Source organism: bacterium SCSIO 12844, from assembly GCA_024397935.1.
In the GTDB taxonomy this organism is placed as follows: Bacteria; Pseudomonadota; Gammaproteobacteria; order Francisellales; family Francisellaceae; genus M0027.
The window spans coordinates 1,407,113-1,433,238 of record CP073743.1 but is presented as its reverse complement, the minus strand read 5'-3'; the positions used below and the strand labels follow the sequence as shown (position 1 = coordinate 1,433,238).

Here is a 26,126-nt window from a genome sequence, read left to right as displayed (position 1 = left end):
TGTATTTTACCTTAAGATTTAAAAAATTCGTAGTCAAAATTTAACGATCAATTACCTGACTTGATAATTTGGTGGCTCTTTTGTAATCATCACATTATGAACATGACTTTCGCTAACACTTGAAGATGAAATTTGCACAAATTTCGCTTCTTGATTCATTCTAATAATTGTATCACAGCCAGTATATCCCATACCTGAACGTAAACCACCTAATAATTGATGAATCACTGCATTTAATGTTCCTTTATAAGGTACGCGACCTTCAATACCTTCAGGTACTAATTTTTTAGCATCAACTGAATCTTGAAAATAACGATCTGATGAGCCTTTTGACATAGCACCTAATGAACCCATACCACGATACGATTTATAAGAACGCCCTTGATATAGTTCAACTTCACCAGGTGACTCTTCTGTTCCAGCAAATAAACTTCCAATCATCACACAAGAAGCACCAGCAGCAATTGCTTTACAAATATCACCAGAATAACGAATACCGCCATCTGCAATTAAAGGTACATCCGTATCTTTTAATGCCTCAGCCACATTAGAAATAGCTGTTAATTGTGGCACTCCAACACCAGCAACAACTCGTGTTGTACAAATTGAACCAGGACCAATACCAACTTTAACTGCATCAGCACCAACATCAACTAAAGCCTTTGCAGCATCTGCTGTGGCAATATTGCCACCAATCACTTCAACTTCGGGATAAGTCTCTTTAATCCATTTTACCCGTTCAATAACACCTTGAGAGTGGCCATGTGCTGTATCTACAACAATAACATCAACACCCGCATCAACAAGTGCATGCACTCTCTCTTCTGTATCATGTGAGGTACCAACTGCTGCACCAACGCGTAGTCTACCATCTTTATCTTTACAAGCTAATGGCTTTTCAATTGCTTTTTCAATATCACGAACTGTAATTAATCCTAATAGCTCAAAATTGTCATTCACTACCAAGACTTTTTCAATACGATACTCATGTAGTTTACGCTCAACTTCTTCTCTTGAGGCATTTTCTTTTACAGTTACTAAGTTTTCTTTTGTTGTCATAATGCTTGAAATTGGTTGGCTCAAATCTTCAGCAAAGCGCATATCACGACTAGTTACTAAACCAACTAATTGTTTGCCTTCAACAACTGGTACACCTGAAAAATGGTGCTCTTGGGTAATTTCTAATAATTTACGAATACTCGTTTTTGGTGTTGCCGTAATTGGATCTCTAACCATACCACTTTCATATTTTTTTACTTTACGAACATGATGTGCTTGATCTTCTATTGACATACTTTTATGAATAATCCCAACACCCCCTTCTTGTGCCATGGCAATAGCAAGGCGTGCTTCTGTAACAGTATCCATCGCAGATGAAGCTAAAGGAATATTAATATGGAGATTTCTTGTTAAGCGACTTGCTAACTTAACTTCATTGGGTAAAACTTTTGAAAAAGCAGGAACTAACAATACATCATCAAATGTAATAGCATTTTCGATTATTCTTAACATGGGATCAACCTTGTAATTATTCTACTTGTTAAATAATTACAGTGGCATTCTATCAATAATTAAGATATTTGGAAATAAAAAAGTAATTAATTCTTTTAAAAAATGTCTTAGCTAAGCACGCTCATTCAAACGATTCAAAAGATATTGCATAATCATTGGTACTGGGCGTCCTGTCGCTGTTGCTTTATTAAAGTCACCCATTGCAGAACCAGCAATATCTAAATGCGCCCAACGATATTTTTTGACAAAACGCTTTAAGAATAAACCAGCCACAGTACTACCAGCACCACCTAAGCCTAAATTTTTCATATCCGCAATATCACTTTTAAGCTGTGCTTGATAAGGCTCATGAAGTGGCATATGCCAACCAACATCTCCACTTTGGCGACCCGCATTTAATAAATCATTAACTAAAGGACTATGATTACCAAAGACACCCGTTAAATCATTACCTAATGCAACAATCATTGCACCGGTTAGCGTTGCCATATCAATGATCACATCTGGGTCGTATTTTTCAGAATAAGTTAGTGCATCACATAATGCTAGGCGACCTTCGGCATCAGTATTAATCACTTCAATGGTTTGTCCAGACATACTGGTTAAGACATCACCTGGTCTAAAAGATTTCCCATCAATAGAATTTTCAACAGCAGCAACAACACCTACAACATTAATCGGTAGTTGTAATTCAGCAATCGTTTTAATGATCCCCATTACCGCTGCACCACCTGACATGTCCATTTTCATTGCCGGCATTCCTGTCCAAGGCTTAAGACACAGTCCTCCTGTATCATAAGTTAATCCTTTACCTACTAATACAACAGGCTTTTGATTTGATTTAGCACCTTGATACTTTAAAGAAATTAAAAAAGGATCAAAATCACTACCATCTGATACTGCTAATAGCGCCCCCATTTTCTTTTCTTTCATTTGATTTTTATCTAATACTTCAAAATCAAGTGATTTATAATTCTTAGCAAGCGCCTTAGCTTGATCTCTTAAATATTTAGGAGAGCAAATATTTGGTGGCATATTTTGTAAGTCTTTTGTAAAAGAAACCCCTTCTGCAATTGCTTTACCTTCAATTAAAGCTTTTTCAGCATGCACAAGATCTGCTCTTGAAGGCACTGTTAGCGTTAATTTACGTAAAGGTCTTCTAACTTCTTTCTTTTTTGATTTAAATTGATCAAAGCTATAAAGTGTTTCAATCGTTGCTTCAATAGCATGACGAACTCTAAAACCATTATCAGCACCTTTAACACTTAACTGTGTTAAATAACAAACAGCATCCATTGAGCCTGTCTCATTTAAGGTTGATACCATTTTTTTTATAATTTGACGATACTGATTGCTATCTAAATCCTTTTCTTTTCCACATCCAATTAAAAGAACTCGATCTGCTAAAGTTCCCTCAATATTAAATAACATCAAAGTTTGGCCAATACCACCTTCAATATCACCACGACGTAAAATTTTACTTAACGTCCCATTAGATGCTTTATCTACTGATTCACCATCATGTGAAAGTTTTCTCCCCTCAAAAACACCTAAAACCAATGCCGCAGTTCTTTGTTTTTCAGGGTTGCCACTTTTAACAACATACTCCATTATTCACCTCATCGTATGTTATATGATATTTTGAATTAAGATCAATTTTGCAGCGTTTATTATTTTTTTCAAGTAAATAAGCATTTTTTTTGCAATTTATTTGGCTATGATCTAAGTTTCAATTATGATAAGCAAGGGAAAGAAATGATAGCTTATCGGAGTAAAGCAATTTGCAAATTTTAAGATATTTAAATCGTGAAGTTGTTCATGCAATGCTAGCGGTTGTTACAATTTTATTGGTACTTGTTATCAGTAATATGTTTATTCGTTATTTAAACATTGCTGCTAGTGGTGGATTAACTGGTTCTGCAGTTGTTCAACTTTTAGGTATTATGTTACCCAAATATATCGCATATTTACTGCCTGTTAGCTACTTCTTTTCTATTCTTTTAGTCTATGGTCGCTTATTCAGCAATAATGAATTAACAGTTGCATTTGCCTGTGGTATGAGCTGGCTTAAGTTACTTGCAATTACATTTTTCCCTGTTATTTTTCTGTTTGTGATTGAATGCTATCTTAGTTTGTCGTTAATACCTTATATGCTAAGCTTTAAAAACTCAGTACAAAACACGGTTAGTAGTGAAAATGTACTTAATTTTTTACAGCCTGGAAAAATTATGACATTTAATGATGGTAAACAGGTTATTTATATTGAAAAAATTAATACAAATGATAACACACTACATAACGTATTTATTCACCAACAAAATGACAAACAATCAAGCCCTCAAAAAGCAGTTACAATTATTGCACCATCTGGTTATCAAAAAACTGATGAAAAAGGCAACAAATATGTTGTACTTGAAAATGGTTATTTTTATCAAGGCACCCCTGGAAAAGATAATTACCAGCAAGCAAAATTTAAAACAGCATCCCAGTTTATAAATACAGGGGCTGAAAATACTTCACGATACCAATCCTATGAAAGTATGTCCTTTACAAATTTAATGAAAGATCATTCGCTTGAAGCAGCTTCTGAGTTTCAATGGCGATTTAGTTTTCCAATTGCACTTTTTGTAACGACTATGATTGCCGTTGCGTTATGTAAAGTTAACCCAAGGCAAGGTCGATATGGTCGTATTTTGCCTGCTGTGATTGTCTTTGTTGCTTATTTTAATTTATTATCAATTGCTAAGTCTTGGTTAGATAGTGGCCTCATTCCTCCCTGGATAGGTTTATGGTGGGTGCACCTTGTATTTGCTCTAATTGCTTTACTTGCTATTTTAAAGCTTAATGGCCCTATATTTAACTATACGTCACCAACTGCAAAGAAAAAGATGATAGGACATTAAAATGCTGAGATTAACACGTTATGTTGCTAAAACAGTTTTGATGACAACTACTATCGTTACTTTAAGTATTATTGCTATATTTATTATTTTTACTTTTATTGCTCAAATGGGTGATGTTGGTACCGGTAATTACACAACACTGAGCGCATTTATTTATGTTATCTATGAAATACCTTATAACCTTTATTTAATTTTACCAATGGGTTGTTTATTAGGCTCATTGATGGGGTTAGGCATACTTGCAAATAATAGTGAATTAATTGTTATGCGTGCTTCAGGTTTATCTATTTTTCAAATATCAAAAGGGGTTATTGTTGCTAGTGTATTATTAATGCTTTTTTGCTTATTACTTGGCGCATGGTTCGGCCCTAAATACAATAAAGAAGCTGATATTTATAAAGCATTAGCATCAGGTGATAGTAGTGCTGCCCTTTCAGGAAACCAGTCATTATGGTTTAAAAGTGGTAATGATTTTATTCATGTAAATGGCTCTTTTGCACAACATGAACTAATTAACATAACCCGTTATAACATCCAAAATAGTCAAGTAAAATCAATAACACTTGCTGATAATGCTGAGTTTGAAAAAAGTAGTTGGAAAGTTAATAATATAACAACAACGGACTTATCCTTTGATCAAGTTAAAACAACCAAACAAAATAAAGCAATATGGAAAAATTTAATTCCACCCAAACTTGTTAATGTGATTGGTGTTAATCCAGATTATTTAAATTTGATAGCTTTATGGGAATATATTTCGTTTAAAAAACAAAATTTAGAAGATACTAACTTACTTGAATTACAATTCTGGCAAAAAATATTTCAACCTATTTCAGTGATTATTTTAATGTTAATGGCTGTTCCATTTGTATTTGGCCCTATGCGTTCTTCAGCAATGGGTTTAAAAATATTAGCCGGTTTATTTTTAGGATTTGTCTTTTTTATTATTAATCAATTCTTTGGACCATTTTCTGAAGTTTATAACTTACCTGCATTAATTGGTGCTGCATCACCAAGTGTTATTTTTATAATCGTACTTATCTTTTTATTTATAAAAATGAGAGAATAAACTTAAAACATTTTTTACTAAAGGAGTAATCACTTCAATGACTTTTAAAACTACACTGTCTTCTGCATTAACTTTAAGCTTACTGTCAATGACGTCATCATATGCTGACTCAGCAAAAGAAATTACGCTTCCAGAAGGTAATCCAGTCTATGAATACACCTTAGATAATGGACTGAAAATTATTGTTAAACCAGATCATAGAGCACCAGTAGTGTTATCACAAATATGGTATCGTGTTGGCTCTACTTATGAGCCAAATGGTATTACAGGCATCTCTCATATGCTTGAACACATGATGTTTAAAGGTACTGCAACATTCAAACCAGGTGATATTGATAAACTAGTTGAAGAAAATGGTGGTCAACAAAATGCATTTACATCCTATGACTACACTGCATATTATCAATACTGGGGCAAAGATAATTTAAAACTAAGTTTTAAAATTGAATCAGATCGCATGCATCAGTTACAACTCGATCAACAATTGTTTAATAACGAAAAACAAGTTGTTTTAGAAGAAAGAAACATGCGTACTGAAGATAATCCAATTGGTTATGCATTTGAACGTCATATGGCTGCAGCTAATTTATCAAACCCAAGACACCATCCAATTATTGGCTGGAGAGGTGATATTGAACAATATCAATTAAATGATTTAAATAATTGGTACAAACAATGGTATGCACCTAACAATGCTACTTTAGTTGTTATTGGTGATGTTGACCCTGAAAGTGTCTATAAAGATGCAAAATATTATTTCAATGATATCCCAAAATCTACTTTACCTGAGACAAAAACACATTATGTACAGCCTGCATCTGGTATTCAGCGTATCGAGGTCAAACGCCCTAAAGTTGAAGTACCTACTATTATCATTGGCTATAATACCCCAAGTATAAAAACTGCTGAACATGACTGGGAGCCGTATGCACTTATGGTATTAGATTCCATCTTAGGTGGTAATGCTTCATCAAGACTACAAACCAACTTAGTTAGAAAAAAAGAAGTTGCTACAACTGTCAGTTCAGAATACGAACCGTTTGCGCTTAATGGAACACAATTAATTGTTTTTGCATTACCAACACCTAATTTTACATTAGAATTACTTGAAAAAGGAATCTTAAGTCAAATAGAAACTTTAAAAACTGACCGCATTAGTGACACAGAATTACAGCGTGTTAAAGTAAATGTATTAGCCAGTAAAATCTATTCAATAGACTCTTTAAACTCACAAGCTTTTTTACTTGGATCATTTGCTTCTATTGGCTTAAATCCTAACCAAGCTCAAAATTACCTTAAATACTTATTAGAAGTAACCCCTGAGCAAATACAACAAGTTGCAAATAAATATTTAACAGAAGACAATATGGTAGTTACGTACTTAAAACAGAAAGAGTCAGAGTCACCTTAAGGGTTTAATTATGTCTTTAAAACTTAAGTATCTTCTAAAAAATTTACTGATTATTATTGGAGTTAGCATAACTATGAATGCAATCGCATCTGAAACAAAATCATCTCAAATTACTGAACAAACACACCAACCTAATATACATAGTTGGCATACAGAAAATGGTGCTAAAGTATATTTTATTCAAAGTAATGAAGTACCAATTGTTGATATTCAAATTAGCTTTCAAGCTGGTTCTGCATATGATGCTAAACAATATGGACTTGCATCATTAACTGCAAGTTTACTTGAAACTGGTGTTAAAGGTATGGATGAAGATGAACTTATCAATCAATTAACACTACAAGGTGCACATTTTAGTGAACAGTCATCACGAGACGCTGCAACATTTACGTTACGCTCAATGTCAATGCCAGAATATTTAACACCTTCAATTGACTTGTTCAAAAAAATTCTAACTACACCAACATTTCCTGAGTCACAATTTGAACGGGCTAAAAAACAACATTTAACATCAATTGCTATAGAAGAGCAATACCCTGATGAAGTTGCTTATAAAGCTTTAATCAAAGCGCTTTATCCTGAGCATCCTTATGGCCACCCAATTGATGGAACTAGTGAGTCTGTAACAGAGATTTCACTTAAAGATGCTATTAATTTCTACCATAAGTATTATGTTGCAAGTAATGCATCTATTGCGATCATTGGTGACATTGACGAAAAAACTGCTCGAGATATCTCAAATGAAATTATTGAAGGCATGCCTAAAGGTGAACAAGCACCAGCAATTGCAGAACCTAAAGCCTTAACTAAGTCAGAATCCATTCATATTCCTTTCCCATCCAATCAAACGACCATTTTAAAAGGAACCTTAAGTATCAAAAAAGGCAGTGACGAATTTTTTGCTTTAATGGTTGCCAATCAAATACTCGGTGGTGATGGCATGACTTCACTATTATTTCAAAATGTAAGAAAAGATAAAGGTTTAGCCTATGGTGTTCACAGTGCTATTCGAACAATGAAAGTTAAAGGCGTATTTTTAATCGAGGCGAAAACGCGTAATGACAAAGCATATGAAAGTATCGAAACAATCAATCAAGTACTTGCTAACTTTAATAAACAAGGCCCAACAGAAGAACAATTAACTTTAGCAAAACGCTATTTGATTGGTAGCTTTCCATTATCTGTAGCAACCAATCGCAGCAAATTAAGCCTATTAAGTGTGATTGGATTTTATAATTTACCACTTAATTATCTTAATACATATATAGATAAAGTTAACTCATTAAATCAATCTCAAGTCAAAGATACATTTGATGAGATTATTAACTTAGATCATATGATAACCGTTACAGTTGGTAATATTCCCAAGCATACAGATAAAGCTTAATTAATACGATGAAAAATCAAATACTACGTATTATTGGTGGTCAATGGCGTAGCCGTAAACTTAACTTCCCAAGTAATGTTCAACACCTACGTCCAACTGCTGATCGGATTCGAGAAACTCTATTTAATTGGCTACAGCAAGATATTATTGGAAACAATTGCCTAGATGTATTTGCTGGTAGCGGTGCGCTTGGCATTGAGGCACTATCTCGTAGTGCAAATGCTTGTACTTTTATAGAGAAATCTCATCGGGCATATTTACAGCTTAAAAAAAATTTAAAATTACTAAATGCCCAAAATACAACTTGCTTATCTGGTGATGCTTTAAAGCTTTTAGCTAAACTTGATAATAATTACGATATTATTTTTCTTGACCCACCATTTTCACAAGATTTATTGGCTAAACTATTAGCCATTATTATTGAAAATAAACTACTCAAGCCCAATGGATTAGTCTACTTTGAAATAGATGCTCAAAATGAGCTTAAATTAATTTTAGACAGTGATCATTGGCAGCTAGTTAAAAATAAAGTATCTGGTAACGTCCACTATGGCCTCTTAAAGTTAAGTTGAAAGCACTATTTTTTCTTCTTTTGTTTTTGGCAAAAAATTTAGCACTTTATCGAAAAATGTTGGTGCTTCAGCCTTATTTTGCTGATTGCTTGATTCTTGTTTATCACAATAGCTATTCCACAATTTTTTTGCTGCGGGCAAACCAAAACTATAAACTAGATAACCAGCTGCAACAGATAAACTAATCGCCAAACCAATGGGGTTTGCATGTACTGCAGCAACAGCAGATATTGTACCAACAGCTAATAAAGTCATTGCCACCATACTAGCTGTTTTTAATACCAACATAACACCCTTATCATTTAAGTCTGCTTTTAGAGATGATTTAATTTTTTGAGTATTTTGTTCTGCTTGTTTGATTCCTTCAGAATCTTTACTGTCATGATTAAATGATAATTGATTGCTTGTTATATAAGTGCCAATATCATTATTAGATTCAATTGTTTCAAAATTATTTTTATTGATTATCTTTTTTAATGTTTGATCAAAATCATCTTTATATGATACATCATGTAATATTACAGCACCCATATATTTAGATTGAAAGTTATTGTGATAATGGCTAATCGTATTATTTTTTATATCAGATAATATATTAATTTTCTGCTCAATCAGTTTGTTTAATTGATCTAAAAGAGATTTTTCTTTATCTTCAAGATCTCTATCTATCTGATTTAGTTTATCTATATGTCTGTTGATATGATCTAACTTAAATAACTCACACTCTAACCAATATTCATAATCCCTGTATTTTCTAGCACTATCATAAAAATCATAACTTGCAGATAAAAAGTCTAAGCCTGTACCAATTGCAAATCCAATAGAGCCAAACCCTGTCGCTGTTAATGCAATAGAAGTTACAAACGATAATGATAAAAGTGCCATTTTAGCTTTGTTTTCTTGCCTTACTTTGTCATTAACTTGATCCGTTTCATTTTGATAATATAAATATCCAATCAAAAATGGCAAAACAGCTGAATCTAAATAATTCCAACCATTACCTACTTTTGTTACAGTCTGAGAACCAATATGTGTTGATGTGCGAAATAAACCATTATTTTTAGCTGTCGTTGATACAGCCGTACCAACTATATAGTCTAAATCAGGAACTTTAGCTGATACTTCAACTAAATAACTCCAGGAATCATCTAAAAATGACATGCCACCCCCCATGATTATTAATACATAATCAACTATTTTATATTTTGATTAAAAAACATTTTAATATATTATATCATAACAAGTAATAATATATAAATAGCTATAAACAATTACTGCAGTAAAAACAGCCAAATATTGATTGTAATAAAGCTTAGAATAGTTGTTAATACAACAACAAATGTTTGAATTTCAGCTTTTAAATTATATTGATTAGCAATAATATAGTTATGCGTTGCGGTAGGGCTTGCTGTTAATAAAGCTAAAGCAAGCAGTAATTGATGATCTAAGCCAAATAAAAGACCAATAATTACAGCAACTATTGGAAATAATATCAATTTCATAATAGATAGAACTATGACTATTATACTCTCATCAAAATTTCTTATATGTGCAAAGCTAAATGAACATGATAACCCCAATGAAAAAAGTGCAACAGGTGCTGAAGTTCTTCCCAAGAATCCAAGTACATCAATTAAATGCTTTTCCAAAGGAACTTTTGTTGCTCCAAGAACAAACCCTAAAATAGAAGATACAATAATAGGGTTTGTTGTAATTACTTTAATGATGCGCTTTAAGATAAATGTATAGCTATTAAATTTAGTATTACTAGCTAATTTATTGTTTTGACTTGTCAACTCTATTATTAAAACAGTAAATGTAAAAAATATAACATTCTGAATTGCCATTAAAGGGATTGCAAAAGCTGCTGAAGAAAATACCAACATAAAAAGAGGAATTGTAAAATATGCACCATCTATTTGTGTTACTGACATCGTATTTAATGCAGAAGCAGCAAATGAAGTTTTTAAAAACTTTATACTAATAAAACAGGTAATTACAATTATGATAATCATAGAAATAAAATAAGAAGCTATATAACCTGGATTAAATAATTCCAAACTACTTTTATAACAACTTAAAAATAATTGCATTGGAAGTGCAATATAGAAAACAAAATGAATTAGTACTTTATCTGAACCTGTATCAAAAATACGCGTTTTTCCTAAAATCATCCCAAGAAATATAGTAAAGAATAAAACAAAAGTAGTGCTAAATACGCTAAGCATTATTAAATATAATTCCATTTTTAAGTCATGGTTTTATTATAAATTAAATCTTAAAAAACTACAGTTATAATTAAATCAGCCAACCATTGTTAAGCTATCAATATCATCTCTCTGATAGCTACTTTCACTATAAAATAACTTAGCTGGTGTATGTTTGTAATTTAGACCATGCTCAACAAATGAAATAAACTCATTGACATCAATTTCAAGCTCTAATCTACCAATTTTATTTTTTCGATTTAAATAAAACCCCATCATATCTGTTTCTCTTTTTATTAATAAGTCATTGAATTTTTTAAACTTATCAAGCTGAATTTTAACTGGTAATGTTTCATCTTGTCTCAATCTTTTTGCATATTTAGCAATACTTTCAGTAATTGTATCTTCAAGATAACCATTTACTTTAGAATATTTATGATCATTAGTTGCTTGACCTTTAATTAAATTATCATAAGACTTATTTAATTGACTAATCCTGCCAATATCCTTATATATTATAAAATCATCTAGTAATACGGGTAATAATTCTTCCTGATGCTGTTCATCTACTTGATCATAAAAAAAGTCAAGAAAATCATTAGCTTCTTCATTATCTATACTTGCAAGAACTCTTCTAGCATAAGAACTAAATTTATCATCAATATTTGTTGCATTTTTGTTTGAATAAAACAAACCATTATTATTTAACAAATCAAAAAGATCAATTTTATCATCATCAAGATTATTTGAAATAATTTTATCTTCAACTCTCAACAATTCATCAGTTTGTAACTGAAACTTTGATAATGTTTTTTCAGGAGCTTTACAACAATGATTCCATAATTTTTTTGCTGCTGGAAAACCAAATGAATAAAGTAAATACCCAGCAGCAACACCGGCTGTTATTGCCAACCCTACTGGGTGGCAAGAGGCAGCAACAGCTAATAATATCATACCAACCATACTTGCTGTTTTTAAAGCAAGTTTAATGCCTTTATCCTGAGTATCTTTTTTTAGATTTTCTTTAATTTGCTTAGCTCTAAACTTATCTGAATTTCTTGGTATCTGAATATATTTCGATGAAACATGAGTTAAGATTTCAGCTTTATCACTCCGCTTGATATGAGTAAAGTTATAGCTTGCACATATTTTATTAAAACTTTCATTAAAATTTGCTTCAAACTCTCTAGCCTCCTTGCTTTTATCCTCTACATCAGACTTTATTAATTTTTGATGATAATGATAAGTAGAATAAGCTTTGATATTCTTAATTATATGAGTTTTTCTAGCTTGAAAATAACTTAATTTATCACCGACATCTGGTTCACTGATTTTTCGGCTTAAATAATCTAATTCATAAAGCTGTTCTTCCAACCAATAATCAAAATCCCAATACTTTCTAGCACTACGATAAAAATCCCAAGAAGCAATGCCAAAATCACAAATCGTTGCTATAGCAAAGCCCCAAGCACCCATTCCTGCAGCAGTCATTGCAATTAGAGTTGTCACTGATGCAGTTAAAACCGCAGCTTTTGCATAATTTTCAATGCGATTTTTATCATTTACCTCATCAAAATAATTTTGTAATAATAATTCACCTACAGTAATAATAGAGCAAGCAGCATCAGCATAATTCCATCCTGCAGCGATACCGTTTAATGTGCCTTGAGAAATATTTGCATGCGTATTTAATAAGTGATTAGGAACTGTTCCATCAGTGGTTAAGCCAACACCTGTAAATACGATATAGTTTAATTCAGGGTCATTTTCTGCAACCCACCCTGTAAACTCACGTACACCTGATAAAAATTCTTCTAACGTCATTATAAACGCAACCCAACCTATGAAATAGCGACCTACTAAGCAAATATATGGCAAATTATAACAAAAAAATATGACTAGTTAATTAATGCATGGTTAATTTAATGCAAACTTGAAACTATATTATTAATTATAACTAGAGACAACCTATTATATAGATACAAATCATAAACTTATATAATTAAAATTATGAAATAATTCATTACAGGTTTTAAAGCGAAGATTCCGTTAATTTAGATAAACTATCCATTAACGACTGCATAGCTTTCATCATCACCATAATAATCTTCATCTGAAGATATGTTAGAATTATCTCCATTACTCATCAACATTGGAGGGTCATCTACTATCTGACTATCATCTTCATTATATACTGGGTTAGCTGGCATCATTTTTTCAGATGAATCAAAGCATTTATTCCATAATTTTTTTGCTGCAGGAAGACCAAATGAATATAATAAATAATCTGCAGCAACTAAAGCTGTAATTGCAAGCCCTATTGGATGACAAATTGCACCAACGGCAAGTAATGTCATACCAACCATACTAAATGTTTTTAAAGTAAGCTTAATGCCTTTGTCTTTAGTGTCATTTTTTAAACTCTCTTTAATATTTTGAGCTCTTTCAATCACATCTGAAGATGGTTTTGTTTGAATATTTTCTGCTGATACTTGATTTAAAATAGTATTTCGATCATCTTCATGAATATTAACAAGATTTTGTTTTGCATAAGCTTTATTAAAGCTTAAATTAAAAGATACTACAAATTGATTAGCATACTTTCTTTTATCATCTAAATTAGAGTTTTGAAGTTTTTGATAAAAATAATAAGCAGAGTAGACTTTAATATCTTCAATTAGATTATTTTTTCTAGTTTTATAATTATCTAACTGATCATAAATTTTATTTCTTTGATTATCATCCTCAATTAATTCTTTTTCTAATATATCGTCAATTTCAGAAATTTTGCAACTTAAATAATCTAACTCACATAATTGTTCTTCAAACTAATAATCAAAATCCCAATATTTTCTAGCACTTTTATAAAAATCCCATACAGCAATACTAAAGTCACATACTGTAGATACAACAAACCTCCATGATCTCATACCTACCAATATCATTTAATGCACCTTCAGAGATATTTGCGTGTGTGTTTAATAAATGATTAGATACAGTCCCATCAGTTGCCAAAGCAACACCAGTACCAGCAATATAATTTAGTTCTGGATCATTTTCAGCTACCCAAACAGTAAACTCTCTTACTCCAGATAAAAATTCCTCTAAAGTCATCTATAATCGCAACCAATATTAAATTTATTATTTTTATAGCACTTAAATTACTTTAGATGTGAATTTTTTTATAGCATTATTGAAGATTATTAATTATTTTTAAAATTCTTTTTGCAGATACAGGTTGAATTGTTTTATATTGCTGTGCATAAAATGAAACCCATAACTCTTGGATTAACCATTCAATCTCTACAATACGCTTATCATCATCAGATATATTTTTTTGTTCTATTTGTCGATCTAATTGCTCATAAATTTCATCTACACTAAGCATAAACGCTTTATCTTGATTTAAGTTGCGTGAAAGCTTTAATATACGTTCTTTTATACTGAATAAATATATAGATAAACGATCAAACCACTTTTTATCTGTTTTACTCATAAAACCTTGATATATCATTGCTTCTAGTTGTGACTTCATATCTTGATAGCTTTTAACTAAGTCTAAGGCAATATTTTTAGCTGTTAGATTTTTATTAATTTCATAAAATAATGGCATCAATTGATTTAATATTTTCGTAATTTGCTCTGATACCTCAACTAATTGACCTTTACCTTGTTTAACTAATTTCTCAAAATCATCATAGCCTTTAATTTGCCAAGCTCTTTCTTCAGTTAATAGAAAGGCATAAATTAAACTTGTTTGAAATAAATCTTCTAACCATTGCTCTTCAGTTTTAGTAATCAGTGAAAAATATAATGCTAATTTCTGCCTATTTTTAATATTATTTTTTATTGTTTTATATAAATATCTACATTCAAAATCAAGCAATCGTTTAATAGCAAGAAAATGCATCTTTTGTGCTTTTTCTAATGTATTTTCATGGCTAATTTTTACCCCCTCTTTACAATCAACCAAACATGGATAAACATCTAATAATACATCAAAGCGTTTGACTTGCTTCTTATCATCTAAGCGATCAAATTCCCAGCGTTGATAGAGCTGTTGACTTATTTTTTGATCTTTTAATTTATTAATACTTTGATCAGATAGCTTATTTTTATTTTTTAATTGCGTTATTAATTGCCTTAAATTTCTACCTTCTTTTAAAAATTTAGCTTTCTCATCTACAATACGATAGTTCATCATCAAAAAAGGTTCAATCTCAACATTATCCCAAACCGATAAGCCAAATTTAACGCCAGTAATCCTTATAAGTTCTTTGACAAGTTGTTGACGTAAATTATTATTCGGGTTGTAGGTAATACTTTCTGTTAATGCTCTTGCATAATGTGCAATCGGTAATGCATGTTTACGTATATGCTTTGGTAACGCACGCATTAATGCTGTAATTTTATCTTCTAGCATACCAGGAACTAACCAATCAGTTTGTTCAACTGATACACGCTCTATTAGTGGTAGTGGTACGGTCATTGTAATGCCATCAGCATGGTTCGTTGGATCAAAATGATAAGTTAATGGTAACTTTAAGCCATTTGTTTCAAAATAATTGGGATAATTTTTTTCATTAATATTTGAAGTATCATTCTGAACCACATCATTGAAATCAAAATAAAGATACTTTTGCTTTTCTTTAAATAATGCTTTATACCAAGATTTAAAGGTTGCTAAATTATAAACATTTTCAGGAATATGTTGATGATAAAATTCATATAATGCTGCTTCATCTACCATGATATCTCTACGTCTAGCTTTATTTTCCAAATCATCGATATCATCTAATAATTTCAAATTATGCTGATAAAATGCTGCATCTGTATTTAAATTACCTTCAACTAATGCATCACGTATAAAAATTTCTCTTGATTCATCTTGTTTTATTTTACCATAAGAAACAATACGTTTTTGTACAATATCTAATCCATATAAACTAACACGCTCAAATGCTGCAACATCCTGGGCCTTATTGCGCCAATGTGGCTCAAAATAATGACGCTTAATTAAATGTGCTGCTAGTTTTTCTAACCAATCAACATTAATTTTTGTAACAACACGTGCATAAAGTTTTGTCGTTTCAATTAAGTCAGATGCAACAATCCATTTGGGTGTTTCTTTAAATACAAATGAACCTGGAAAAATATAAAACTTTAATCCCCTTGCACCAAGATATTCTCTTTCATCATGGTTAAAGCCAATATGACTTAATAATCCAGAGATAATAGCTTGATGTAATAAATCATTATTCGCCTTACTTTGATTGAGAGGCCATTTAAATTGATTTGTTAACTCTCTAAGTTGCTGATAAATATCACGCCATTCTCTAATACGCAAATAGGATAAAAATTCGTTACGACAATAACGTTTAAACTGATTATTTGATAGTGCTTTATTTTGTCTTTGAATACGCTGCCATAGATTAATAATACTCATAAAGTCAGACTGTTTATCTCGATCAGCTATATGTTTTTGATAAGATGCCTCTTGAAATTCCTTAGGACGCTCTCTTGGATCCTGAATGCTTAAAAAACTGACAATAATTAATACTTCATTTAATACACCTTTTGTTTTAGCTTCAATCAACATGCGCGCAAATCTTGGCTCTATTGGTATTTGAGCCATTATTTTACCAATCTCTGTTAATTGCTTTTTATCATCAATAGCATTTAATTCATCTAAAAGGCGAAAACCATCTTTGATAAAGCGGTTATCTGGTGGTTCAACAAAAGGAAATGCTTCTATATCACCTAATTTAAGTGCTTTCATTTGCAATATGACTGATGCAAGATTGGTTCTTAAAATTTCTGGGTCTGTAAACTGATTACGAGATAAATAATCTTCGTGTGAATATAGCCTAATACAAATACCCTTTGCTACCCGTCCACAACGACCTGCTCTTTGGTTAGCTGATGCCTGTGAAATTAGCTCTACTGGCAAACGCTGCACCTTATTACGATAGTTATAACGACTAATCCTTACCTTACCTGTATCTATAACATAGCGTATACCAGGCACTGTAACTGAAGTTTCCGCAACATTAGTTGATAAAATAATTCTGCGTTTATGGTATGGTTGAAATATTTTTTGTTGTTCCTTAGAAGATAAGCGTGCATATAAGGGTAAAACATCTGTATGTTTTAAATTTGCTTTTTCTAAAAACTCTTTTGTTTCATGAGTCTCGCGTTCGGTCGCAAAAAATACCAATATATCGCCATTCCCATCTAAAGTTAACTCTTCGATGGCATCCAAAATACGCTCAGGTTGAGACTTATCACTTGATTCACCTTCTTGCCAATCTGCATGATAACGAATATCAACTGGATAGGTTCGACCTGAAACCTCAATAATTGGTGCTTGATTAAAATACTCGGAAAATCGCTTATGATCAATCGTTGCTGATGTAATAATAATTTTTAACTCTGGTCTCTTAGGCAATAAGTGTTTTAGATAACCTAAAATAAAATCAATATTTAAACTGCGTTCATGCGCTTCATCAATAATAATTGTATCATATTTGCTTAAGTAACGATCATTTTGTAACTCAGCTAGTAAAATACCATCCGTCATAACTTTTATATAGGTATTCTCAGATGTTTTATCATTAAACCTTACTTTATAACCTACATAACTACCAAACTCACAATTTAATTCCTCAGCGACTCTTTGAGCAACCGATCTTGCTGCTAGTCTTCTTGGCTGTGTATGACCAATCAATCCCCTACAGCCTAACCCTAGTTCAAGACAAATTTTAGGCAATTGAGTTGATTTTCCAGAGCCTGTTTCACCTGCAATAATAATCACTTGATGATTAGAAATAACTGATTTAATTTCATCTAATCTGTCGGTAACTGGTAATTTTGGATAAGCAATTTTAGGACGATTTAATTTTTTTTCTTCAACAGATGCCAATAGAGAGTCAATAATTTCATTGAGGCTTTCTAATTCTTGGTCAATTGGTTTTTGTTGTTTCTCTAATGCCCTTAATTGACGCAAATAGGTGATCACAAGTGCCCTTGACTCTGTGGTGATCAAATTTAATTTATTTTGAATTTCTAAAATAGAAGATGCCATTTTAATATCATAAACTATTTAATATAAATAATGGCTCATAGTAACAGATTATAAAGAAAGCGACTATTGACTTAAAAGAATTTCCCTATTCTATTTTTTAGTATCAAAACTTTGATTGTTTTGTTGTTGACGTTTTTTTTGCTGCTCAGCTAAAAATAAATCATTTTCTGCTTTCTCTTTCATAGCAGTCTCTGCATTTTTCACCTGAAGATCACTAGCAGACTGAAATATTACATTAAACTGATGATTAGTATTTACATTAGCTGTCTGTAAATTAGCAAATTCACGCTGTATCATTGCAAGCTGCATTGCAGTCATATTACCAGTAGCAATTGCTTGCTGAATTAATTTAGCCACTTGATCTGATGTTAACTTTCCAGATTCAATTGCAGTTTGCAATACAAATTGAATTTGTTCAGCTGTTAAGTTTTCCAATGACATATTAGAATCAATCAACATCCGCTCTATAATGCTCATTGCAAGTTTATTTTTCTCAGTCATTTTCTCATACCTCTTTATAACTTATTGTTATTATCAATTATAATCTTCTTCGCATGTTATTCTAGCAAAATTGCTTATTTAAGAAAAGTACTAAAGCTAGTTGTATTGTAACGATTATTTCTTTAAATTAACTTTTTTCTATATAAATCGATAACCTATTTTGAAATAATTAAAATTATAAATGGTATTTACAAGTAAGGTTTTTATGAAAAATGGTGGGTCGTATAGGATTCGAACCTATGACCAACTGGTTAAAAGCCAGCTGCTCTACCGACTGAGCTAACGACCCAACGGGATGACATTATAAGTCACTGATATGTGTTGTCAACCATTAATTAATCGTTTATCAATTATTTAGCTAAGTTTGCTTCTAAGGTACTATCATCAGAGACTTCAAAAGCATTTTCATCAACTTTTGTTGTTGCATCTGTTACTACTGCTGCAACCATAACACCATTAATATTTGTCATAGTACGCCCCATATCTAAGATTGCATCAACAGCAATAGCCCAAGCAACATAAGTATATGGCAAACCAAGTGTTGTTAGCATAACGCCAGCGGCAATATAAGCAGTGCCAGGGATTCCAGAAACGCCCATAGATGCCAACATACTTACTAATGGCACAATAATATAATACTCCCACGATATTGGATAACCTGAGGCAACCATCGTTAAAACAACTAACATTGCAGGAAAAACGCCAGCACATGCATTCATACCAATTGTTGCACCAACTCCTGGTGCAAAATTAGCAATACTATCATTAACGCCTACCCTTTTTAGTGCATCCATTGTAAAAGGTAGTGTTCCAAAACTAGATCTAGTTGTAAATGCAACTAATAAAGCACGATAGACATTTTTAAAATAACTAATGGGGTTTTTACCTACTGCTAATAATAACAGTATATGCATTGTTAATACTAATACTAATGCTAAATATACAGCACCAATAAATGAAAGCATTGTCAGTAATGATGAAATACCCTGCATCATAACAGTATGCGCAATTAATGCAATCACACCATAAGGCGTTAATCCAATCACCATATTAGCTAATTTTTTTATTACATCAAACGTTGAATGAATGAAGTTAATAAATGGTTCAGCCAATGTTTTATTTTCACGATAAGCTCTTAATGATGCAATGCCGATTAATAATGCAAAAATAACCAATGCCATCACATTACCATTAACCATAATCGCTACAGGATTTGTAGGTAGCATCTCTAATAACGTACCCAATATCCCTGGGTTAACATGATTCGGTTGCCATATCTCACTAGGAATTCCAAACCCATGACCAATATTTAATGCAACACCCAATGCAAAAGCAATAAAAGCTGAAATACCTGTCGTAATTAATAAAATTGCGACGACTTTAACTGATATTTTTGTTAAATACTCACCTTGTTGATGACGCATATTAACCACTGCATGTATAATTGCAGTAAATACTAAAGGAATAACTAGCATTTTAATTAGGCTTAAATATAAATCACCAATAAATGCTAATACTTGCATGATTAAAGATTGGTCAGTCGAAAGTGAGGATGAAAACTTACAACAGAAACCGAAAATTAACCCAACAACCAGTGACAATAACGAACGAGATGCAAAACTGACTTTCATTTTTTGCAAAATGCCAAATATGATTAAAATAATGCCCAGCACAATCAATGCCAGATAATTGGTATACATAACTATCATCCTCTTTTAGCTAGTTTATGTTGTTGTTGGAATCTGATATCATAGCTCAATTAAAAAATTTATGAAATGCAAATTTAGGAATAATTATCATGTTAACAATTGAAGAAAAGATAAAAAAGTTAGGAATCAAAAATATAAAACACCATATTTTTTTATGCTGTGATCAAACTAAACCAAAATGTTGTAATCATGAACAATCACTTGAATCTTGGAGTTACCTAAAAAATAGACTACAAGAATTACAATTAAGTCAACATGGACATGTATACCGGACAAAAGCAAATTGTTTAAGAGTCTGTCAAAATGGTCCTATTGCCGTTGTCTACCCTGAAGGTATTTGGTATCACTCTTGTTCACCAAAAATACTGGAAAGAATCATTCAAGAGCATATAATTAATGGTAATATTGTAACTGAATACTTATTAGATAAAGAATAAAAAAATTGCTTTAAGGTTTAATGTGGTTGTCATTAAAATAATATGTCTAATTTTTGCACTCTGTGCTATTTATTCATTCTATAAAATCATTAAAAGTGCCTTTCAAGCAAAAACAATCTCAACAATAAAGCATCTCACCAGCACGTTAATTTTTTCAATTTTATCCAGTACATTATTTTTATTATCAATTGCAACCAACCAATGGCAAAGTGCATCTGAAAACACGCTTATTGCAAGTCTTTATATTACACAAAAAACAGAGCATGACTACTGTATAAATTTAAACTTTAAATCTAATAAAATTACCAATAAACCAAATCGCTGTTATCATATTTCAGGCGATCAATGGATGTTTAGCGCTCAAGTAATACAACTAAAACCTTGGCTTAGGTTTTTAAATTTAAAACCATTATATCGCCTAGGCACTTTAAGTGGCATTTATGATAATATAGAAATGGAACAGACTCAACATAAAACGATTTACCCAATTGAGCAACGTTCCAGCATTGATTTATGGCAGTTATTAACAAATTACCCAACGATTACCTCTTGGTTTGTAGAGGCAAAATATGGCAATGCTGTTTTTATGCCACTTATTAATCATGCACAATATAATATTTACTTAACCAATACCGGCCTTATGAGCAAATTACATATAATTAGTGATATTAATAGCGACATTATTGGCTAAGCTAACCGTGTTTAGAACTTATAAACAATTGACCCATAAGTTGTAATAATATAACGTTTTTCAACCATAGGACTATCATAAACTGTATTATCTAAGCGCGTAAATGTATTTACTAAAGCTAAAGTCCAGTGATTGGCAAATGAATAAGCCGTTGTTAAACTAAAAAATGGCGAGATTGCACCACTAGGATGATAAGTTTCTAAACCTGAACTATTTGTCTCTGATGACGAAATACCATAATAATAATTCGTTAATAAGTGGCTGCTGTATTGAAGTCCAATACCTGGATTTAAGACTAAACGGTCATTACCAAAGATTTTATTAAATACAAATGGGATATTATATCGAGTTATAATACTAAATCCATTTGACTGACCTGTCATATCAACATTAAATGAGAAATTTAAAATACCATATGGACTTAAAAACTTCTGATTAATACCACCCATCACAATATAATTTCTATTGTCTAACCTTTTCATCTGTCCATCAGTTGACTTATTTGAACGGAAATGCTGCGGATATAAAAACGCTTGCACAGATGTTTTAGCATATTCATAGTTTAAAAACTTATAGCTAACAAAAGGGCCAGAAATTCTTAAGTTTTCTCCCTGATAACTAATTACAGGTAAAGGTAGAATTGTAGAAGATGTATCTTTATAAGGCACAGGAGAAATTAAACCTGCAACTCCAACACCCCATGTATTTGGTTTATCTTGATTATCTAAAGTTTGATCTGTATCAGTATTTGTAGTATTTGTGTTTTGACTATCACTTGCATAAAGATTTGTTGTTGTAATCGTACATGCAACAGCTAAACCCAATAACTTTAGTTTCATATTTCTACCCTAATCGCCTCTCTGTGTTTTTCCGTGCTTAGTATAGTCGAAAATAAAACAATTTCTTTATATTTTTGTAATTTTTATCATATCTTTATTGTTTTTTGTTATTTCATTAAACCATAGAAAGTAGTTAACAACCAAAAATTAAGGTAATAAATATTTAAAACAGTTGATTAAATGATAAGAAGTTGTCGCTTTAATATGCTGAAAGTCTGCTTTAAGGTTTTGATTAACATATTCAATTGGAAAGTTATTAGTATCAAAAAAGATCTCTACAAACGAATTAAAAATAGATTCAATTTTAGTTTGATCATCAGTCATTGCATAATATCTTAAACGTTCAAACAATGGCCAAACGCGAAAACGTGATTGATCTTTCTCTGTATTTATTTTTAATTGCCCTACAACCAATGTATTATCAATTACACCTAAATTCTCAGCAGATTCAACAATTCGTTTATGTTTACTATGCGTAGGCACTTTAATACCTAATTTTTCTGCCTCAAATAATAAGGAAGCCCATTCAAATGAATGTCCTGGTTCAAAAATATCATTTACATTATCTAATGGGGCATACTCACTAATTAAATTCATTTTTTGACTTAAAAATAAATTCATTAACGTATCTAATAATAATTCAACTGTATTCAAGTAGTGATTGGTTTGAAATGTTTTATAGGCTTCAAGATAAGCCTCAAATAAATGCATTAAAGCATTCTGGCACAGTCTTCCATCAGAGCCTTGTAAATTTGCAAAACTACTCTTAAATGATATATATTCATTTTGCAATATTTCATCAACACGATTAATCGCATTGTTCAATGAATCCAGCGATTTTACTTTGTATAATTTTGTAAATGCTAATAAGACAAACGCATATTCATATAATGTGTTAGAATTCCCGCCTGGATACTGACTCCAAGTAAGCTTCTCATCATTAAAATAATTTGCTTGAATAACAATATAAAGCTCAAATGCAAGCTCAATGCAAGTTTCATCGCCAGTTATTTCTGCATAATCAAGTAAAAAGAAAATACTTCGACACTGACATAAAAGGCGCGTTTCTTTTAAATCTGGCGTATAGTCTGACTCTATAAATTCACCACAAAACCCATATCTTTGAATATGAGCTTTTAAACATTCATAATAAACATCAATTAATTGTCGTGCTTTTGCTTGAATAACATGATTCATGATCTAATTAAATAGCTCCCATACTTACACAATGATAGCCTGCATCAACATAAATAACCTCACCAGTAATGCCACTAGATAAGTCAGAACATAAAAATGCAGCAGTATTACCAACCTCCATTATATCTACATTTTTCTTTAATGGTGCAACCTTGGTATTATAATCTAGAATCTTTTTAAAATTGCCAACACCAGAAGCTGCTAATGTTCTAATTGGTCCAGCTGAAATTGCATTGGCTCTAATACCGTCCTCTCCTAGTGCTAAAGCTGAATATCTAACAGTTGCTTCTAATGATGCCTTTGCCACACCCATCGTATTATAGTTAGGCATAGCCTTTTCAGAACCTAAATAGGTCATTGTAACTAGAGATGCATTTCGTCCTTTCATCATATCTCTACCAGCTTTCGCTAAAGCAGCAAAGCTATAAGCACTAATATCATGAGCAATTTTAAAACCATCACGATTAACTGCTGATATAAAATCACCACTTAATTGATCGGCTGGTGCATAAGCAACAGAGTGTACAATTCCATCTAAACCATCCCACTTTTCACTTAAAACTTTAAATACATTTTCGATTTGTTCATCATTACTAACATCACACTCAACAAGCGCTGATGGATTATATTTATCCGTTAATTTGTGAACTCGATCTTTAAAACGCTCACTTTGATAGGTAAACGCTAACTCTGCGCCCTCACGATGTAATGCCTCAGCAACACCATAGGCAATTGACTTATTACTTAATAAACCAACAACTAAGATTTTTTTACCTTGTAGAAATCCCATAAGATTATTTTACTCCGTCATTATCAATGATATGAAAGCATTCTATCGGATAGTATTGATAAGCGTCAAGTAAGATTCGATTTCCATTAATGATTGACTTATTTTTTAAAAAGCTGCTACTCTCTACTTAACTTAATTAATAATCTAAAATGAGATAATATGGATAATAGTAAACGTATAGAATTGATTAAAAAAAGAATTACCCAATCACTATCTCCAGAGCTAATTGAAATTATTGATGATTCACAAAGACATAAAAACCATCCAGGTGCTAAATCAGGCAAAGGTCATTTTATTGTAAAAATAAAAGCACAAAGTTTAGAGGGACTAACTAGATTAAAAGCACATCAAAAAATCTATCAGTCGGTTATAGATTTATTTGAAACAGACATTCATGCATTAAATATACATATTATTCAATCATAATTAGGCATACCTGGAACATAAATAATCAAAGACTGCTCTTAGCCCTATTGCGTCTCCTCCTATTTCAGAAATTGCTTGCTCTGTATCACGCCATCCAGAAATATCAAAATGTACCCATGGTTTATTACCAACAAACTCTTCTAAAAATAGTGCTGCGACAATAGAACCTGCATAAGGTGAGCTACTAACATTCGTTAATTCAGCAACTCTACCTTTTAAACCTTTTTTATAATGTGAATATAATGGCATATGCCATAACAAATCTTCTACAATTTCAGAACGTGTTTCAATTGCTCTTGCAATTGTATCATTATTTGAATAAATAGCACCAATATCCATTCCTAAAGCGACACGACATGCGCCCGTTAGTGTCGCAAAATCAATAATTAACTCCGCATCTGTTTCACTGGCAGCTGTCAATGCATCTGCTAATATTAAACGGCCTTCTGCATCTGTATTTAAAATTTCAACGCTTTTACCATTACGTGCATTAATAACATCGCCTAGTCGATAAGCATTACCCCCAATAGCGTTTTCAACCATAGGCAGATAGACTGTTAACCTTACCGGTAATTGATAACTCATAATTAACTGGGCTAAACCTAAAGTTTGTGCAGCTCCACCCATATCTTTTTTCATTAGTTTCATACCAGCTGTCGGTTTTAATGACAAGCCACCTGTGTCATAGCATACACCTTTACCTACCAATGCTATATGTGGGTTTGTTTTATCTCCCCAACTAAATTTAACCAATCGCGGTGGTGTAATTGAAGCTCTGCCTACCGCATGAATTAATGGGTAATTTTCAGCTAAAAGTTGGTCTCCAACAATACATTCGAAGTCAGCATTGAATGATTTAGCAACTGTTTCTGCTTCCATTGCAAACTGAATTGGCCCTAAGTCATTTGCTGGTGTATTAATTAAATTTCTAACAAAATAGACTGCTTCAATCTCTTTTAGAATAACGGCATCAATGTCAGATTCTGGCCAATATAACTTAACGCTTTTTGATGCTCTTGAGGTATGGTAGCTGACAAATTGATAACTACCTAAAGCAAAGCCTAAATACGCAAGTTCTGGCGTAGAAATTAAATTCAATACATCATCTAATTTATAATTTCCCTCAGGCAATAAACGTTTTAAATAACCTAATAATTCTAATTGGCTTAACCCCTCAACACCCCATAAAACACAATCAACCTTGCCATTTGCATCTGGCAGGTGTAAAAATGATTTTGCTTGTGCATTAAAGCCGACGTCTAAAAGGTATTGCCATTGCATTTCACTAATTTGTGATTGAAGTTCATTTAAATGATGGCTGTCAACTGGAATTAATTTTATATAGGTTTCTGATAAATCATCAAAAAACAAATCATGTTTCATAAAAAAAT

Annotated in this window: 22 protein-coding genes and 1 tRNA gene; 8 read left to right on the top strand and 15 right to left on the bottom strand. The window is 31.8% G+C overall.

Annotated features, from left to right (window positions below; translation table 11 throughout):
• Positions 1 to 51 precede the first annotated feature (51 nt).
• Positions 52 to 1,512, bottom strand: a complete 1,461-nt coding sequence (gene guaB, locus KFE69_06780; protein ID UTW43787.1) for an IMP dehydrogenase — start codon at positions 1,510 to 1,512, stop codon at positions 52 to 54.
• 111 nt (positions 1,513 to 1,623) lie between these two features.
• Positions 1,624 to 3,123, bottom strand: coding sequence for a leucyl aminopeptidase (locus tag KFE69_06775; protein ID UTW43786.1), 1,500 nt, complete (start codon positions 3,121 to 3,123; stop codon positions 1,624 to 1,626).
• A 170-nt stretch (positions 3,124 to 3,293) separates the two neighbouring features.
• Between KFE69_06775 and lptF the strand changes: the two genes are divergently transcribed.
• The 5 genes from lptF to rsmD all read left to right on the top strand — a co-directional run bounded on the left by lptF (position 3,294) and on the right by rsmD (position 8,854).
• Entirely contained in the window at positions 3,294 to 4,415 is a 1,122-nt protein-coding gene (gene lptF / locus KFE69_06770) for an LPS export ABC transporter permease LptF (GenBank protein UTW43785.1), read from the top strand.
• A gap of 1 nt (position 4,416) precedes the next feature.
• Positions 4,417 to 5,484, top strand: a complete 1,068-nt coding sequence (gene lptG / locus KFE69_06765; GenBank protein UTW43784.1) for an LPS export ABC transporter permease LptG — start codon at positions 4,417 to 4,419, stop codon at positions 5,482 to 5,484.
• A 37-nt stretch (positions 5,485 to 5,521) separates the two neighbouring features.
• Positions 5,522 to 6,895 (top strand): insulinase family protein, encoded by a 1,374-nt coding sequence (locus KFE69_06760; GenBank protein ID UTW43783.1) that lies wholly within the window; start codon positions 5,522 to 5,524, stop codon positions 6,893 to 6,895.
• 73 nt (positions 6,896 to 6,968) lie between these two features.
• The gene (locus KFE69_06755; protein UTW43782.1) at positions 6,969 to 8,282 is read left to right on the top strand and encodes an insulinase family protein; all 1,314 of its coding nucleotides are present in this window, start codon (positions 6,969 to 6,971) and stop codon (positions 8,280 to 8,282) included.
• An 8-nt stretch (positions 8,283 to 8,290) separates the two neighbouring features.
• Positions 8,291 to 8,854 (top strand): 16S rRNA (guanine(966)-N(2))-methyltransferase RsmD, encoded by a 564-nt coding sequence (gene rsmD / locus KFE69_06750; GenBank protein UTW43781.1) that lies wholly within the window; start codon positions 8,291 to 8,293, stop codon positions 8,852 to 8,854.
• On the opposite strand, the gene KFE69_06745 is transcribed toward rsmD, so the two are convergent.
• The 9 genes from KFE69_06745 to KFE69_06705 form a co-directional block, all read right to left on the bottom strand.
• Positions 8,846 to 10,015 carry a hypothetical protein gene (locus tag KFE69_06745; GenBank protein UTW43780.1) on the bottom strand — a complete coding sequence of 390 codons (1,170 nt, stop codon included), beginning with the start codon at positions 10,013 to 10,015 and terminating at the stop codon, positions 8,846 to 8,848. The genes rsmD and KFE69_06745 overlap by 9 nt on opposite strands.
• A gap of 110 nt (positions 10,016 to 10,125) precedes the next feature.
• A complete protein-coding gene (locus KFE69_06740) occupies positions 10,126 to 11,082 on the bottom strand; it encodes an AEC family transporter (protein ID UTW43779.1) in 957 nt (318 codons plus the stop codon).
• A 75-nt stretch (positions 11,083 to 11,157) separates the two neighbouring features.
• The gene (locus tag KFE69_06735; GenBank protein UTW43778.1) at positions 11,158 to 12,885 is read right to left on the bottom strand and encodes a hypothetical protein; all 1,728 of its coding nucleotides are present in this window, start codon (positions 12,883 to 12,885) and stop codon (positions 11,158 to 11,160) included.
• A gap of 239 nt (positions 12,886 to 13,124) precedes the next feature.
• Positions 13,125 to 13,514 (bottom strand): hypothetical protein, encoded by a 390-nt coding sequence (locus KFE69_06730; protein ID UTW43777.1) that lies wholly within the window; start codon positions 13,512 to 13,514, stop codon positions 13,125 to 13,127.
• Positions 13,515 to 13,953: 439 nt separating this feature from the next.
• Positions 13,954 to 14,175, bottom strand: a complete 222-nt coding sequence (locus KFE69_06725) for a hypothetical protein (GenBank protein UTW43776.1) — start codon at positions 14,173 to 14,175, stop codon at positions 13,954 to 13,956.
• Between the two features lie 76 nt (positions 14,176 to 14,251).
• A complete protein-coding gene (gene hrpA, locus KFE69_06720) occupies positions 14,252 to 18,145 on the bottom strand; it encodes an ATP-dependent RNA helicase HrpA (protein ID UTW43775.1) in 3,894 nt (1,297 codons plus the stop codon).
• 90 nt (positions 18,146 to 18,235) lie between these two features.
• Positions 18,236 to 18,646, bottom strand: coding sequence for a hypothetical protein (locus KFE69_06715; protein ID UTW43774.1), 411 nt, complete (start codon positions 18,644 to 18,646; stop codon positions 18,236 to 18,238).
• Between the two features lie 213 nt (positions 18,647 to 18,859).
• Positions 18,860 to 18,935 (bottom strand) — tRNA-Lys (locus tag KFE69_06710).
• A gap of 61 nt (positions 18,936 to 18,996) precedes the next feature.
• Positions 18,997 to 20,346 carry a dicarboxylate/amino acid:cation symporter gene (locus KFE69_06705; protein ID UTW43773.1) on the bottom strand — a complete coding sequence of 450 codons (1,350 nt, stop codon included), beginning with the start codon at positions 20,344 to 20,346 and terminating at the stop codon, positions 18,997 to 18,999.
• A 98-nt stretch (positions 20,347 to 20,444) separates the two neighbouring features.
• Between KFE69_06705 and KFE69_06700 the strand changes: the two genes are divergently transcribed.
• The gene (locus KFE69_06700) at positions 20,445 to 20,792 is read left to right on the top strand and encodes a (2Fe-2S) ferredoxin domain-containing protein (protein UTW43772.1); all 348 of its coding nucleotides are present in this window, start codon (positions 20,445 to 20,447) and stop codon (positions 20,790 to 20,792) included.
• Between the two features lie 22 nt (positions 20,793 to 20,814).
• Positions 20,815 to 21,483: a hypothetical protein gene (locus tag KFE69_06695; protein ID UTW43771.1), complete on the top strand. Its 669-nt coding sequence runs from the start codon at positions 20,815 to 20,817 to the stop codon at positions 21,481 to 21,483.
• Positions 21,484 to 21,494: 11 nt separating this feature from the next.
• Here KFE69_06695 and KFE69_06690 read toward each other — a convergent pair whose 3' ends face one another.
• The 3 genes from KFE69_06690 to KFE69_06680 all read right to left on the bottom strand — a co-directional run bounded on the left by KFE69_06690 (position 21,495) and on the right by KFE69_06680 (position 24,309).
• The gene (locus KFE69_06690) at positions 21,495 to 22,322 is read right to left on the bottom strand and encodes a MipA/OmpV family protein (GenBank protein ID UTW43770.1); all 828 of its coding nucleotides are present in this window, start codon (positions 22,320 to 22,322) and stop codon (positions 21,495 to 21,497) included.
• Positions 22,323 to 22,469: 147 nt separating this feature from the next.
• Positions 22,470 to 23,519: an AGE family epimerase/isomerase gene (locus KFE69_06685; protein UTW43769.1), complete on the bottom strand. Its 1,050-nt coding sequence runs from the start codon at positions 23,517 to 23,519 to the stop codon at positions 22,470 to 22,472.
• Between the two features lie 7 nt (positions 23,520 to 23,526).
• A complete protein-coding gene (locus KFE69_06680; protein UTW43768.1) occupies positions 23,527 to 24,309 on the bottom strand; it encodes an enoyl-ACP reductase in 783 nt (260 codons plus the stop codon).
• Between the two features lie 183 nt (positions 24,310 to 24,492).
• Between KFE69_06680 and KFE69_06675 the strand changes: the two genes are divergently transcribed.
• Entirely contained in the window at positions 24,493 to 24,735 is a 243-nt protein-coding gene (locus KFE69_06675) for a BolA family transcriptional regulator (GenBank protein UTW44029.1), read from the top strand.
• Here the strand turns inward: KFE69_06675 and KFE69_06670 are convergent, their stop codons facing one another.
• Positions 24,736 to 26,118 carry a leucyl aminopeptidase family protein gene (locus tag KFE69_06670; GenBank protein UTW43767.1) on the bottom strand — a complete coding sequence of 461 codons (1,383 nt, stop codon included), beginning with the start codon at positions 26,116 to 26,118 and terminating at the stop codon, positions 24,736 to 24,738.
• Positions 26,119 to 26,126 lie beyond the last annotated feature (8 nt).